The sequence below is a fragment of the Paludisphaera borealis genome, assembly GCF_001956985.1.
GTDB lineage: Bacteria > Planctomycetota > Planctomycetia > Isosphaerales > Isosphaeraceae > Paludisphaera > Paludisphaera borealis.
This window is the reverse complement of the sequence record NZ_CP019082.1, coordinates 3970010-3983892: the sequence shown is the minus strand read 5'-3', so window position 1 is coordinate 3983892 and position 13883 is coordinate 3970010. Positions and strand designations below refer to the sequence as shown.

Here is a 13883-nt window from a genome sequence, read left to right as displayed (position 1 = left end):
CCGATGTTGCCGAAAACCGCCGAGTACGCGTTGCGGGCCGTGGTCTGGCTGGGACGCGACCCCGACCGCGCCGAGTCGGCCGATCGCCTGGCCGAGCGGACGAAGGTTCCGAGGCGGTATTTGAACAAGGTGCTGCAAGACCTGGTGCGCGCGGAGCTTGTGCGGTCGCAGTCGGGGCCTGGGGGCGGTTACTCGCTGGCGAAGTCGCCGGAGGAAGTGACGATCCTCGACGTGGTAAACGCGGTGGGCGAGCTGGAGCGCATCCGCCATTGCCCGCTGGGCCTGCCGTCGCACACCAAGCTGTGCCCGCTCCACCGCGAGCTGGACAAGGTCTACGCCGCCACCGAGCGGGCCCTGTCGCGAGTGACGATCGCCGAGCTGCACCGCTCGACCGACCCGATCATCCCCCTCTGCGACGTCCCCGGCTTGCCGTCGCCCGTATGATTCGAGGCATGTTCAGCGGTGAGAGGTAGGCCGGGAAATATCGCGCGATCCATGAGGTCGAGGATACGCTGCGGATTTTCGCATACGTCGTGTGTGGAGCCGACGAGTCACGCATGGATTGCGGGGGTGTCAGTCGATGCGTCGCCTCTCACGATGGTTGCTGCTCATCGCCGGCTGCTGCTGGGGGACGGCGTCGGCTGGAAGCGAGCCCTCGACCAACATCCGCGTCTATGCCGACCTCCTGCACGAAGGTTCGCTCGTCGGGCCCGTGGCGACGGATAAGCCGGTCGAGCGGGGATTTTGCATCACGGTTCCGATCCCGACCTCCGTGGCCGACCTCGATGAAATCCAGGCGGAAGATCCGCGATTCGAGGGACTCGGAGAACGGCTCGCCCGCGTCCGCGTCGAGACTCCGCCCGGCGCCGGCGTCCTGCGGATCGCCTGCAAGGACATCGGTGAAAATCGGATCCGCCTGTATCGACGGGACGCCCACGGCTGGTTGAGGATCAAGCTCGGGCCGGACCACGTCTTCTCCCTCCCGGCGGACGGGGACCGTGTGATCGAGATCGCCGTCGCCGTGGTCTATCCCAAGTCCGATAGGCCGCTCGGGAGGCAGCCCTGGGCGTCGTCCTTCACCTTGGAGATCGGCCTTCAAGGGGCCGGCTCGACGGTCGTGCGAATCCCTTGTCGAGTCGCCCCATTCCTGATCCCGTCGCCGCTCGACCCCGTGGCCGACGTCCTCATCGTCGACCACAAGGCGACGGAGGCGACCGTCGAAGCGATGAAGGTCCAGGCCGCCACGGTGGGATTCAGGCTCGTTCCTTATCAAGGAAGGCGCGAGTCTGATATGTGGATGCAAGACACGATCCAGCCGGGCCTGTTCGCCTACCCGACGCCGGAAAGCCCTCGGATGATGAATGCGGCCCTCATCGGCGGCCGAAGGCATTGGAGGCATGGCTCAAATGAGCTGGACGCGCGGGTGCGGGAGACGCTCCAGAAGTGCGGCTTCCTCACCGTCCAGCCCGGCGTCTCCGGGAAGAGCACGGCCTGGACGGATCGATACGGGAACCTGGAAGCCACGCCTCCCCATGTGGATGGGCGGCGTCGGCGCTTTCCTTACGGCCGGATCTTGACGGGGCGGCAGGGCGGAATGGCCATGCACCCCGATGTCTTGAAGTTCCTCGAAGCCCAGGGCCTGCAATGGCCGCCCATCGTCATCGACACGTCGTGGCTCATGATCGGGCATGTGGACGAGGTGGTGCAATTCGTCCCGGCGAAGAACGAAGCCGGCTTTCGGGTGCTCCTCCCCAGCCCGAGGGCCGCCCGGAAGGTGCTCGACGCCGCGGTCGGACGAGGTCTCGGCGACGTCGCCGTCTTCGCGGGCACGCGCGACGCGACGACCGTCGGCGAGCTACGACGCTCGGTCGCCGCGTCGGATGAGAACCGGCGGGTCGATGCGAACATCGAGGCCGTCGAGAAGCACCTGGCCCTGGAATTGAACCTTGATCAAGCCGACTTCGTCCACCTTCCCGTTCTCTTCGACCACGGCGTGGCCGTCATTCCTAACGGGGTGAACGGCCTGGTCGCGAACGGCCATTTCTTGGTTCCGGACCCGCATGGCCCGATGCACGAAGGCAAGGACCTGTTCGCCGAGGCGATCGTTTCGGCGCTGGACGCTTGCGACGTCAAGGTGGCGTTCATCGACGTCTGGGACGCGTATCACATCCGCGCCGGCGAATTACATTGCGGGACCAACGCCATCCGGCGATTGCGCGACCCAGCCTGGTGGAAGCACGTCGAGGCGGAACAATCGAACGATTCCGAGTAGGGCCGCCTCGGCGTCAGCGGGCGGCGGCGAGGTCGATGACGGCGTCGACGTCGAGAATCAGGGAGACGCGGCCGTCGCCGAGGATGCTGGCGCCGGAGAGCCCCGAGACGGTCCGGTAGTTCTTCTCCAGCGACTTGAGCACGACTTCTTGCATGCCGATCATTTGATCGACCACCAGGCCGATGGTCGTCTCGCCGTTCTGGACGACCACGACCCGGAGCTTGGACGAAGCGTCGAGGTCGCGGAAGTCGCAGGTCGACGGCCGGCGCTCGCCTCCCCAGTGGAACAGGTCGGCGAGTGAGACCAGAGCGATGATCTTTTTGCGGATCTCGATGGTCGGCCGGCCCTGCACCGGGAAGACCTGGCGGCCGGAGATCTCGACGATCTCGTCGATGTGGTCGAGCGGCAGGGCGTAGACCTCGCCCTCGATCCGCACCAGCAGGCTCGACATGATGGCGAGGGTCAGCGGCAGCCGGATCGTGAAGACGGTCCCCTGGCCGATCGTGGTGCGGACGTCGACGCCGCCGCTGAGGTTGTCGATCCGGTTCTTGACGATGTCCATGCCCACGCCGCGTCCGGAGATCTCGGTGATCGTCTCGGCGGTGCTCAGGCCGGGGTGCCAGATGTAGTGGACCAGCTCGCGTTCGGTCATCGCGTCGGCGACGGCCTGGGAGACGAGCCCCTTGGCGGCGATCTTGCGGCGGATGCGCTCGCAGTCGATCCCCCGGCCGTCGTCGGTCACGGTGATCACCACGCTGTTGCCGCGCTGGGCGGCCTGGAGGGTGACGGCGCCGGCCCGGGCCTTGCCGGCGGCCTCGCGGACGTCGGGCGGTTCGAGGCCGTGGTCGACCGAGTTTCGGACCATGTGGATCAAGGGGTCGCTCAGCTCGTCGATCATCCGCTTGTCCAGCTCGGTCTTCTCGCCGCTGATTCGCAGCACGACCTCCTTGCCCGAGGCGTGGCTGAGATCGCGGATGACGCGGCGGAACCGCTCGAACAACGGGCCGATGGGGACCATCCGGGTGTCGAGCACCCCTTTCTGCAAGCCGTCGGTGACGCGCCCCAGGTTGTGGATCGCCTCGGAGAGCGTCTTGAGATGGTCGCGCCCCTGACGGAGCCGGTCAAGCTGGCCGCCGATCTCGCGGAAGTCGTCGCGGAGCCGACGGACCTGCCCCGCCCAGCGGTCGATCGAGCCGTCCGACGCCACGGTCGTCCCCGCCGCCGTGGTCGCCCCACGACCGCCGCCGGCCGCGCCGACCACCTGGTCGAGCCCCCGGAGGATCGCGTCGAGCCGCTCCTCGGTCTCGTTCGCCAGCGTCTTGACGTTCGGCCCGCGGAACACCTCGTCGAGGCTCCTGGCGATATCGACGAATCGGGCCTTGTTGATCACCAGCTCGCCGGCCAGGTTCATCAGGTAGTCGAGCCGGTCGCTGTCGACCCGAATCGTCTCGGCGACCTTCGCCTTCTTCGGGCCGACGGCCGGCTCGCCCGCCGCAACCGCGGCGACGGGCGGCGGAGCCGACGCGGGGGCTTCGGGCTCGGGCTCAGTCACGGGTTCGGGGGGCTCGACCGTCGGCGTGACGACGGCCGCCGGCGTCGGTTCGGGTTCGGGCTGGCGCGCGGTCTCGACGTGGACGCGGGCGACGCCGCCGACGTCGGCCAGGGCGCGCAGCTCGTCGAAGTCGCCGCCGCCGGTCACCCAGACGACGAACTTCGTGAGCGACTCGACCTCCTCAAGCTGCTCGATCGGCGGCTGCGACGCCACGACGTGCGCCCGGGTGGCCAGTCGGCTGGCGACCAGCCGGGCCTTCATGTCGACCAGCGGCAGGTTGGGCTCGAACTCCACCGTGACGCAGACGACTTCCTGGCCGTCGGCGGGGGGGATCGAGGGGAGGACGTCCGGGACGACGGCCGGGGCCGGCGGAGGCGCGACCGGGGGCGCCGCCGGGGCGGTCGACGGGGTCTTGACGGCGGCTTCGACGTCGACGACCAGGCCGGACAGGTCGCGCTCGCTCTGGCCGCCGGATCGCAGCTCGCGGTGGTAGTCGCGCAGCTCGTCGAGGCAGCGGAACGTCAGGTCGAGAACCGGGCGGTCGAGCGTCCGCTTCTTGTTGCGGAGCTGGTCGAACAGGCTCTCAAGATGGTGCGTCAGGCGGTTGACCGGGGCGAACCCCATGACCACCGACGCCCCCTTGATGCTGTGGAACATCCGGAACGCTTCCGCCAACGCCTTGGCGTCGGCCGGGTCTTGCTCAAGGCGCAGCAGCGAGTCGTTGAGCGCCGCGATGTTCTCGTCGGTCTCGTCCAGGTAGAACGGCAGGAGTTCGGACAGGTTGAAACCCGACATCGCCGATTTCCTCTCAGGCGGTCCGCTGGTAGAGCCAGGGCTTGATCCGGGCGAGCGAGCCCAGCATCCCGTGAATCCCCTCGGTGGGCCCGGTCACGAGGAACCCCCCCTTGGCCATCGAGCCGAGCACGTTGTCGACGACGGTCCGCTTCGAATTCGCATCAAAATAGATGAGGACGTTTTTAAGAAAGACGCAGTCGAACGGCTCGGCGTCGACCGGCTTCAGCAGGTTGTGCGATCGGAACGCGACGAGCGATCGGACGTCGGGCTTGAGGGTCCATCGCTTGCCGTCGGCGTCTTCGTCGAACCGCTTCTTGCGGGTCTCGGCGTCGACCCGCTGGAGGGCCCGCTCCTCGTAGACGGCCCCCCTGGCCGCGATCAGGGCCGCGCCGCTGAGGTCGGTGCCGAGCACGCTCAGCCGCCATCCCAGGAGCGCGGCGCGGTGGTCGGCCAGCTTGAGCGCGATCGAATACGGCTCCTCGCCGGTGCTGCACGCCGCCGACCAGATCCGCAGGCTGCGCGGGCGGCGGTGGGCGGCGGCCTCGCTCAACAGGCCGGGGATCAGCTCGTCGCCGAGCCAGTCGTAATGCGGCTGGTCGCGGAAGAAATACGTCTCGTTGGTGGTGACGGCGTCCAGGAACGCGGGCATCTCGCCGGCCCCCGCGGGAGAGGTCAAAAAGGCGTAATACGCGGCGAACGTCTCGATCCCCGTCGCCCGCAGCCGACGCCGAACCCGGTTCGAGACCAGCACCCGCTTGGTCTCGGCGATCCGGATTCCCGAGGCCCGGTAGATCAGGGCGAGAAACCTGGCGAACTCGTCGTCGGTCAGTTCAGTGAGGGTCATAAACAGGCCGTTGCGATCATGCCTTCTCCCCCCGGGAGAAGGTGCCCCACAGGGGCGGATGAGGGTCTTGGCGTTTCGAGATCCGTGGTGCGGTTTCGTTGCTTTGTAGTTTTGTAGGGTGGGCACCGCCCACCGTCTTTTCACCATCGACGTGTCAAGGAATTCGGACGGTGGGCGGTGCCCACCCTACAAATATCGGGGCGCGCCGCATCGCATCGTTCCATGCGAGCGAATCGGTCTCGCCGCCCCCCGTTCGACGTAGTAGTATTCAATTCGACGCGATATTTCATGAATGGGGCCGATCGCCATGCTGGACCTTCTCAACGACGCCAATCCGCTGTCCGATTTCCAGCGAGACGCCTTGCGGGCGTCGATCGCCGACATGAAAGCCGGCAGGGTCTCCCCCGCTGAAGATATGCTGGCCGAGATGCGGCAGATCCTCGGGGCGAAGCAAGGTTGCGTTGCAGACGGCGCGGAGCCGAATTCCCTTCTCCCCTTGCGGGAGAAGGTGCCGCGCAGCGGCGGATGAGGGGTATCCGATCGCTGAAGCGTTCGACGAAACCCCATGACGCCCACCCCTCATCCGGCCTTCGGCCACCTTCTCCCGCAAGGGGAGAAGGCATGCTCGCCCCGGCCTGTCTTGATTGAACATCCGCTCCCTCCGTCCGGTTTCGGCGTCAGACCTTGAACCCGGAGATCACGTGTTTGAGGCTGGCGGCCTGGGCGCCGAGTTCCTCGGCGGAGGCGGAGAGTTCCTCGGAGCTGGAGGCGTTGGTCTCGGTGAGGCTGGAGACGTTCTGGATGGCCTTGTCGACCTCGTTGGAGGCGATGGATTGCTCGCGGGTGGCCTGGGCGATCTTGGCGATGCTGCCGGCCGTCTCCTCGACCCCCTGGACGATCCGCGCCAGCGACTCGCCGGCCTTCTCGGAGAGCTGGGCGCCGTCGGCGACGCGGCGGGTCGACTCCTTGATCAGCGCGGTGATCTCCTTGGCGGCGGCGCTCGACCGTTCGGCGAGCTTGCGGACCTCGTCGGCGACCACCGCGAAGCCCAGCCCGTGCTCGCCGGCGCGGGCCGCCTCGATGGCCGCGTTCAGGGCCAGCAGGTTGGTCTGGCTGGCGATCTCGCTGATGACCTGGATGATGTCGCTGACCTGCTCGCTCGACTTCTTGATGAGCACCATCGCCTCGATCGCCTGCTCGACCGACTCGCCCCCCTGCTTCGCCAGGTGCGAGGTCTTCTCGGCCAGACCCGTGGCCGCGCCGGCGTTCTGGTTGATGTCGAGGATCGACCGCGAGAGCTGCTGGATCGACGCCGACATCTGCTCGACCGTCGCCGCCTGGTTCTGGGCCGACTCGCTCAGGTAGCTGGAACTCTCGGCGACCACCCGCGACCCCTCGGCGAACTGGCTGGCCGACTCGACGACCTCGCCGATCACGTTCTTCAGGTCGGCGATCATCCGGGTCAGCGCCTGGCCCAGCCGGCCCATGTCGTCGTCGCCCTGGTGGGCGACCGCGATGGTCAGGTCCCCCTCGGCGGCGGCCCGCGCCACGTTCATCAGCTCCTTGACCCGCGCCTCGAGCTCGCGCTTGGCCTGGTCGATCCGGGTCTGCTGGTCCACCCGCTCGAGCGCGCCGGAGACCATACGGCCCACGTTCCGCAGGGCGTCGAGACGGCTGGCCGAGGGAGTGATCCGCTCCTCGGTGAAGAAGTCCATCGTGCCGATCACGCGGCCGCCGAGCAACACCGGGAAGCAGACGCCCGACTTCAGGCCGCCGCGCTTGGCGACCGGGGCGCGCGAGCAGCCCTTCATCTCGCCGATGTCGGGCACGAAGATCAGGTCGCGCGCCTGCCAGGCCTGGCCGTTGAGCCCCTCCCCCTCGCGGAACCGCGAGTCGGCCGACACCCGGCGGAAGTCGTCGGCCACCGATCCCGAGTCGGCGCTCCAGCGGAGCGTCTGGTCCGACGGGTTGACTTCCCAGAACGAGCCGTACGACCAGCCGAACGCCTCGCGGACCGAGTTCAGGGCCGAGGAGACCACCTCGCCGGTGCTGGCCGCGCGTCCCAGAGCCATCAGCAATTGATTGATCGCCGAGGCGTTGGCGAGCTGCTCCTCCTCGCGCGCCTTGGCCTCCAGTTGCTCGGTCACCACCACCCAGGTCACCATCGGCCCGATGTAGCGGCCGTCGCGGTCGTTCATCGCGCAGATGGTCAGCTCGAACTGCTCGGGCCCGACCTGGATCATCGCCGTCCGCGGCAGGTTGCGCGGGTCGGCCACCAGCCGCCGTTGATGATCGGGGTTCTTGTGGAACATGTCGATCGAGTGGCCGATCATCTGATCGACCTTCATCGGCAGATGCGATTCCATCTTCTGCAGCGTGCGGCGGGCGCACGGGTTGATGTACTGGATCAACATGTCCATGTCGGCGTACATCATGTTCACCGGCGCGTTCTCGACCATCTGCATGATCCGCGTCAGCTCGAGCTGACGGTCGAGCTTCGAGATCTTGTCCGAGACGACCTGGCCGATGATCCGCAGCGCGTCGCGGCGGTCCGGGCTGAGGACCTCGGTCCGGCTCGACAGGAAGTCGATCGTCCCCACGACCCGGCCGTCGATCAGGACCGGCAGGGCGACGCCGGAACGGACGCCCGCGCGGCTGGCCAGCGGCGCCCGGCTGCAATCGCGCATCATGGAGAGGTCGTCGGCGAACACCAGGTCGCGCTGCCGCCAGGCCTGACCGTTGAGCCCCTCCCCCTCGCGGAATCGGGCGGTGCGCGAGAACCGCCCGAACTCGTCGTCGATCTTCCCCGACTCGACCAGGAACGCCAGCGCGTGCTTCTCGGGGTCGACCTTCCAGTACGAGCCGTAGGCCCAGCCGAACTCGGCGCGGGCGACGTCGAGAGCCGCGCGGACGACGTCGTCGACTGTGTCGGCCTTGACGATGGCCGACGTGGTCTCGATCAAGGCCCGGGCGTTGGCGCGGGCCTCGCGCAACGCCTCGGATTCCAGGTCCACGGCCAAGGCCGCCGTCGCCTGCGACATCGACCGCCTCGTCCGAGAGGCCGCCGGCGCGGAGGGCGCGGCCTTCCGCCTCGTCGGTTTTTTCGCCGCGACGTCCGGCGCCTGGACCTCCTCGGGGCGATTCGCGGCGTCGTCCGGTCGGTTCGATTCGGGTTTCATGGGCGTCATCGACCTTCAGAAAACCTCGGTTGGATGCGACGTGGTGTGGAACTCGGCGAGGCGAGCGGGTTGACCCGGGGCGGCGATTAGGGGACTGCGGCGGCCGTCTCCTCGGGCTGGAACACCTTCTCGATGTCGAGCAGGATGAGCAGCCGATCGTCGAGCCGGGCTAGGCCGGCGAGGTACTGGTACGCGCCGGCGGCCACCCCCAGCGGCGGCGGCTGGATCTGGTCGCGGTTGATCCGCATCACCTGGGTCACGGCGTCGACGATGCACCCGACCGTCTTGTCGTGGACGTTCACCACGATCGTCCGGGTCTCCTCGTCCAGCTCACGCGCGACCAGACCGAACCGCTTCCGCAGGTTGACGATCGGGATCACCGACCCGCGCAGGTTGATGAGTCCCTCGATGAACGGCGGCGATTGCGGAAGCCGGGTGATCGGCTTCATCAGGATGATCTCCTGGATCTTCGTGATCGCGATCGCGTAGTCTTCGTCGGCGAGCCGGAACCCCACGAACTGGAGCACCGGAGTCTCGCCGCGATCAGGGCCCTGAGGTGGTCGAGGTTCCGAAAACATGGTGGCTCGATGTTCGTGGGTGGATCGTCTGAGGAGATTGTATCACTCGAATCGATTCCGGATTCTTCGGCGATCGGGAAATTCGGGGAATTTTTGCGGGGCGGCCGGCGGGGCGGTTCCGCCGTCTCAGAGGAGCTTCTTGAGCGTGTTCTTGGGGGGGGGGGCGCCGAGGCCGAACAGGTGGCGGACGGCGCTTAAGACCGGGTGAGGTTGGGTGTGGTCGTGGTGGGGGCCGGGGTCGGCGACGGCCGAGCGGACGGCGGCGCGGGGGTGGTGGAGGAACTGGTTCTGGAGCCTCGACGCCATGTGGGCGATCGCGTCGCGGTCGGCCTCGGCGAGCCCGGCCAGCTCCGGGTGGGCGGCGAACAGGCGGTCCAGCTCGCGCTGGCGGATCGCGTCGGCGTGGCTGCCGAGCTGCTGGAGGAGCATGCCGGCGGCCTGCTGGTGGCGGAGCTGCGCGTAGCAGGCGGCCGTCTCCCGCTCGATGATCAGGAGCGCCGGGTCGACCCCCTTCTGGCGGCGGCGGAGGTTCTGCTCGGCCTGCGCCCGGAGGTCGTCGACGTTGTAGAGCGTCACCTGGTCCAGGTCGGCGATCCGGGGGTCGAAGTCGCGGGGGATCGCGATGTCCAGGATCAGCGACAGCCGGTTGCGGCGGGCCCGCTGCACCCGCTGGTACTGGTCGAGCGTGACGATCGGCTCGGCCGCCGCCGTCGTGCTGATCACCAGGTCGGCCTCGACCAACGACTGGCCGAGCTGCTCGAACGGGGCGACCCGCCCCCCCACCGCTCGGCGGCGGCCTGGGCCCGCTCCGGGCTCCGGTTCGTGATCACGATCCGGCCGGGCTTCAGCCCCTTCAGGTGCTGGAGCGTCAGGTCGGCCATCTTGCCCGCGCCGACCACCAGGACGGTTTTATCCGTGAACGTGTCGAAAACTTCGCGGGCCAGGTCGACGGCGACGCTGGCGACGGAGAGCTTGCCCTGGTCCATGCCGGTCTTCTCGCGGACGAGCTTGCCGACGCGGAGGGCCGACTGGAAGACCGAGTGGAAGATCGGCCCGGCGGTTTTGCGGTCGACGGCCGCGCGGTAGGCTTCGCGGACCTGGCCGAGGATCTGGCCTTCGCCGAGCACCAGGCTTTCGAGGCTGGCGGCGACCCGGAACAGGTGGCCGACGGCTCCTTCGTCGTGGTAGCTGACCAGGTGGCCGGCGAACAGGTCGGGCTTGATGTTGTGGAAGTCGACCAGGAACTCGGTGAGGGCGTCGACCTCGGGCGCGGCGTCGTCGGGCCCGCCGGCGTACAACTCGACCCGGTTGCAGGTCGAGAGGATCACGAACTCGTTGCCGGGGAACGTCCGCGCCAGCGCGTCGAGGCCGCCGCCGGCGCGGTCGTCGTTGAACGCGAGCGCCTCGCGCACCGTCGTCGGCGCCGAGCGATGATCGACCCCAAGGGCCACCAGCCTCACGGAACCCTCCCCGCCGTCCGCGAGGCGCCGTGGGCCGTGGGGAGTCGCAGAATCTCGGCTCCGAACCAGGTGAACACCAAGAAACCGAAGGCTACGATCGTCAGCACCATCACCGTCCGTCCCCTCATCGACGGTCGAAACCGCGCGTGCAACAGAGCCGCGAATACCAGCCACATCCCCAAGGCGCTCAAGACCTTGGGATCGCTCCACGAGATCGCGTGGGCTGCCGCGACGGCCGACGTCCGCGCCTCCACCACGCTCAGCAAGACGCCGATCAAGAGCCCGAACGTCAGCAGCGGGAACGCCGCCACGATCGCGCCTCGGTTCACCCGCTCGGACTGCTCAAGGCTCGGCAGCGAGAACCCGAACTGCCACGATTTCTTGGACTTGAGGCGATTCATCTGAGCCAGGTACATGAGGCCCGACGCGAACGCCAGGCAGGTGCAGACCGCGCCGGCGAGCAAGAAGATCCCGTGCACCGCGCCCCAGAAGGCGATCATTCCGCCGCCGGCCCAGTCGAGCCATTCCGACGACCGGGGGGCGAACCAGCCGGCCGCCACGATCAGGCCGAGGACCAGCGGGAGCACGAACACCCCCACCGCCACCTTGCGCGGCCACTGCACCATCAGGTAGAGCCCGATCAGGGCGACGACCCACGACAGCGTGATCGCCGACTCGAAGGCCGAGTTCACCGGCAGGCCGGTCGGGCTGGTCGCCGCCAGGTTCGCCAGGAAGGCCGTCTGCACGCACCAGCCGAGGAACGTCAGGCCCACCGTCAGGTGCCATCGGAGCGGATTGCGAACCACCACCCGCGCCAGCTCGGCCGCCAGCGCCAGTCCGTACGTCCCGGCGAAACACAGGATCTTGAGCCGGTCCATCCCGTCGACGCCCTCCCACGACCTCCGTCCACCCGCTCCGCTGTTTTCCGCCCGCCTCGTCGCGCGTCCCCCATTCTAGAGGACCCGCCCCCGAAAGCCCAGGGGGCCCGCCCCCCTCGCCCCCGGAAAGACCGCCAACCCGCCGCCGGGCGTGATTGGGTTCGTTTGACCCAAAACCCACGGGGATCTGCTTCCCGCGACCTCGTCCCGCCGGGCTCGTCTCCGGTCCGGCCGCTCCCCGAAATTGGGTTCGTTCGCGCCGAGGCGACGCCCGGCTTGAGATCGCTAAGTCGTTTGGGGTGAACGAATTGGAGCTGTCAGAAGGATTGGCTTCGATCGCGCGGAAACCGCCCCGTTTCGACCCCGATCAGCCCCTGCCCCGGCCCGCCGGCCGCGTTTCCGACCCCGGCGGCGATTGGGTTCGTTCGCCGCGTTTTTCGTCGAATCCGTGCCGCCCGCCCCCCCGAGCGGTCATTTCGCTCTCGAACCGTCTCGCGGGTGGCGATTGGGTTTGTTCGCGCCATTTTCCCCGATGACGATCGAGCGGGCTGGACTTCGTCGTCACCGCCGCCGAATTGCCAACGAGCCCGAGGCGCGCGGGGAATCCCCCGCGCTCTCTGGATGGAAGTATACAACCGTCACACCCCGCCTGAACGGACCGGGGCGGGTTTGGTAGAAGAGACCGTGGAGGCTCGGGCGATTGCCACGATTGCAGGGCTTACGGCCCGGTCGGGTCGATGGCGGGGTCGTTGGTATACTCGGCCTTGAGGTCGTCGAACCAGACGGTTCCGGGGCCGTAGATTTGCGGGGCGACGACGATCTGCTTGGTCCCGGGCGGGATGGCGACGACCCCCTCGTACCGCTTCCAGTCGTGGGTGACCGGCGGATCGCCGGCCTCTTTGGCACCGATATACGAGACCCAGGCGTGGGTCGCCTTGCCGTCGCCGTCGATGAACCGGGCGTCGAGGATCGCCTTGCCGGCCTTCTCGGCCTTGATCCAGGCCGAGACCTTCAGCCGGGGCGCATCGCCTTCGCGTTTGATCTTCTGGGACCACTCGGCGATGGGGAAGTAGCGCTGGGCGGTCTTCTTCAGGCCGAGGCTCGCCTTACCGCCGTGGGCCGCGTCGCGGCTCCAGATGTACTCGACGCCGGGGATCTTGGCCCCTTGCGACCAACCCTTGGGGGCGTCCTTCTCGCCTTCTTCGAAGCCGCCGTTCGCGAGCAGCGGCTTGGCCTCGGCCTTCTTCGCTTCGGACGCGGGCCGGGCGACCGGGGCGGCCGGCGTCGGTTCGGGGGGGCGCCGGGCGAGCGACATGGCGCCCGCGGTCATGGCCCCGCCGGCAAGCAGGGCGGCGGTGATCGACTTCCAGAAGAACGTCGTCGTCATCGTGAACTCTCCTTCAACGAGCGCGGCCACCGCCGCCGGGACCGCCCCGGCCGGGGCCGCCGCTTTGGTCGCGCCCGCGTACCGCGACGCGGCGCGGACGGTCTGCACGATCAGCGCATCGGACGGCGAGGTCATCGCCGCCGGCGCGGTCGACGCCAGGCCGAGGCGCGACAGCCTGTCCCGCAGACGCTCCCGGGCGCGGGCGAGGCGGCTGCGAACCGTCCCGATCGGTCGTGAGACCATGTCGGCCGCTTCCTCGTAGCTCCTGCCCTGCCAGTAGGTCAGCCGCATCAGCAGGCGATCGGGCTCGGGGAGGCGGTCGACCTCGGCGCGGACGAGCGCCGCGGTCTCGACGGCGACGAGGGCGGCGGTGGGGGCATCTGTCGTCTCCGCGTCGAGGTCGCCCCGTCGCCCTTCGAGGGCGTTGCGGCGCGCGGCTTCCTCGCGCGCCCGCAGGGCGATGCGGCGGGCCACGCGGCCCAGCCATGTGGCGAGGCGGTCGCGGTCGTGGACGGTCGCCGCGCGGCGGGCCAGGACGAGGAACGTCGCCTGGAAGGCGTCGTCGGCGTCGTGGTCGTCTCGCAGCACCCCCCGGCAGAGTCCCAAGACCAGCGGCCCGTGCCGCCTGACGATCGCCTCGAACGCCGCCTCGCCCGTCGGGCCGGGCGATGCCAGGAATCGTTCCAGCAACTGGCCGTCGCTCATCCCGGTCATCGACCCCTCGCGGTTGAGGGCGTCGAGCCAGCGAAGCGTTTCGCCGTTCATTCGAGCCGCCATCGGATTCAGTCCTCCGTCCCATCCCCACGAATCTCGCCCATAATGAGGGTGAATTACGCCGGTTAGTTCCATCTTTTTCCGTCGGCGATCCACTGGGCGTCCCGTCGAGCTCGGCGGACGATGTCGCTCTCCGTGGCGCGACGTCTCGACTTACGACGATT

General features: G+C 68.4%; 11 protein-coding genes. 3 read left to right on the top strand and 8 right to left on the bottom strand.

The annotated features are described in order from the left end of the window. Positions 1 to 3 precede the first annotated feature (3 nt). Together BSF38_RS15540 and BSF38_RS15535 are read left to right on the top strand one after the other, a co-directional pair. On the top strand, positions 4 to 444 hold the full coding sequence (locus BSF38_RS15540) for an RrF2 family transcriptional regulator (RefSeq protein ID WP_076347078.1): 441 nt from the start codon (positions 4 to 6) through the stop codon (positions 442 to 444). 136 nt (positions 445 to 580) lie between these two features. Next, positions 581 to 2272, top strand: coding sequence for a protein-arginine deiminase family protein (locus BSF38_RS15535; protein ID WP_083712969.1), 1692 nt, complete (start codon positions 581 to 583; stop codon positions 2270 to 2272). Between the two features lie 13 nt (positions 2273 to 2285). Here BSF38_RS15535 and BSF38_RS15530 read toward each other — a convergent pair whose 3' ends face one another. Beyond that, positions 2286 to 4619, bottom strand: coding sequence for a chemotaxis protein CheA (locus BSF38_RS15530; RefSeq protein WP_076347074.1), 2334 nt, complete (start codon positions 4617 to 4619; stop codon positions 2286 to 2288). Positions 4620 to 4632: 13 nt separating this feature from the next. Next, on the bottom strand, positions 4633 to 5463 hold the full coding sequence (locus BSF38_RS15525) for a CheR family methyltransferase (protein WP_076347072.1): 831 nt from the start codon (positions 5461 to 5463) through the stop codon (positions 4633 to 4635). A 292-nt stretch (positions 5464 to 5755) separates the two neighbouring features. On the opposite strand from BSF38_RS15525, the gene BSF38_RS15520 reads away from it, so the two are divergent. Then, positions 5756 to 5992 carry a hypothetical protein gene (locus BSF38_RS15520; protein ID WP_076347070.1) on the top strand — a complete coding sequence of 79 codons (237 nt, stop codon included), beginning with the start codon at positions 5756 to 5758 and terminating at the stop codon, positions 5990 to 5992. 148 nt (positions 5993 to 6140) lie between these two features. Here BSF38_RS15520 and BSF38_RS15515 read toward each other — a convergent pair whose 3' ends face one another. From BSF38_RS15515 to BSF38_RS15490, 6 genes are all read right to left on the bottom strand, one after another. Continuing rightward, a complete protein-coding gene (locus BSF38_RS15515; protein WP_237170476.1) occupies positions 6141 to 8642 on the bottom strand; it encodes a methyl-accepting chemotaxis protein in 2502 nt (833 codons plus the stop codon). Positions 8643 to 8728: 86 nt separating this feature from the next. Next, on the bottom strand, positions 8729 to 9220 hold the full coding sequence (locus BSF38_RS15505) for a chemotaxis protein CheW (RefSeq protein WP_076347064.1): 492 nt from the start codon (positions 9218 to 9220) through the stop codon (positions 8729 to 8731). Between the two features lie 126 nt (positions 9221 to 9346). Continuing rightward, complete coding sequence (locus tag BSF38_RS32085) at positions 9347 to 9943, bottom strand: glutamyl-tRNA reductase (protein ID WP_250637956.1); 597 nt, start codon at positions 9941 to 9943, stop codon at positions 9347 to 9349. Continuing rightward, positions 9940 to 10680, bottom strand: coding sequence for a glutamyl-tRNA reductase (hemA, locus tag BSF38_RS32080; protein ID WP_250637955.1), 741 nt, complete (start codon positions 10678 to 10680; stop codon positions 9940 to 9942). Before hemA ends, BSF38_RS32085 begins: the two co-directional genes overlap by 4 nt. Next, a complete protein-coding gene (locus BSF38_RS15495) occupies positions 10677 to 11558 on the bottom strand; it encodes a cytochrome C assembly family protein (protein ID WP_076347062.1) in 882 nt (293 codons plus the stop codon). Before BSF38_RS15495 ends, hemA begins: the two co-directional genes overlap by 4 nt. Before the next feature lie 718 nt (positions 11559 to 12276). Further along, entirely contained in the window at positions 12277 to 13722 is a 1446-nt protein-coding gene (locus tag BSF38_RS15490; RefSeq protein WP_076347060.1) for an RNA polymerase sigma factor, read from the bottom strand. Positions 13723 to 13883: the final 161 nt, after the last annotated feature.

Coding starts and splice junctions, on each gene's coding strand:
- BSF38_RS15540 (WP_076347078.1), top strand. CDS start 4: ATGTTGCCGAAAACCGCCGAGTACGCGTTGCGGGCCGTGGTCTGGCTG.
- BSF38_RS15535 (WP_083712969.1), top strand. CDS start 581: ATGCGTCGCCTCTCACGATGGTTGCTGCTCATCGCCGGCTGCTGCTGG.
- BSF38_RS15530 (WP_076347074.1), bottom strand. CDS start 4,619: ATGTCGGGTTTCAACCTGTCCGAACTCCTGCCGTTCTACCTGGACGAG.
- BSF38_RS15525 (WP_076347072.1), bottom strand. CDS start 5,463: ATGACCCTCACTGAACTGACCGACGACGAGTTCGCCAGGTTTCTCGCC.
- BSF38_RS15520 (WP_076347070.1), top strand. CDS start 5,756: ATGGGGCCGATCGCCATGCTGGACCTTCTCAACGACGCCAATCCGCTG.
- BSF38_RS15515 (WP_237170476.1), bottom strand. CDS start 8,642: ATGAAACCCGAATCGAACCGACCGGACGACGCCGCGAATCGCCCCGAG.
- BSF38_RS15505 (WP_076347064.1), bottom strand. CDS start 9,220: ATGTTTTCGGAACCTCGACCACCTCAGGGCCCTGATCGCGGCGAGACT.
- BSF38_RS15495 (WP_076347062.1), bottom strand. CDS start 11,558: ATGGACCGGCTCAAGATCCTGTGTTTCGCCGGGACGTACGGACTGGCG.
- BSF38_RS15490 (WP_076347060.1), bottom strand. CDS start 13,722: ATGGCGGCTCGAATGAACGGCGAAACGCTTCGCTGGCTCGACGCCCTC.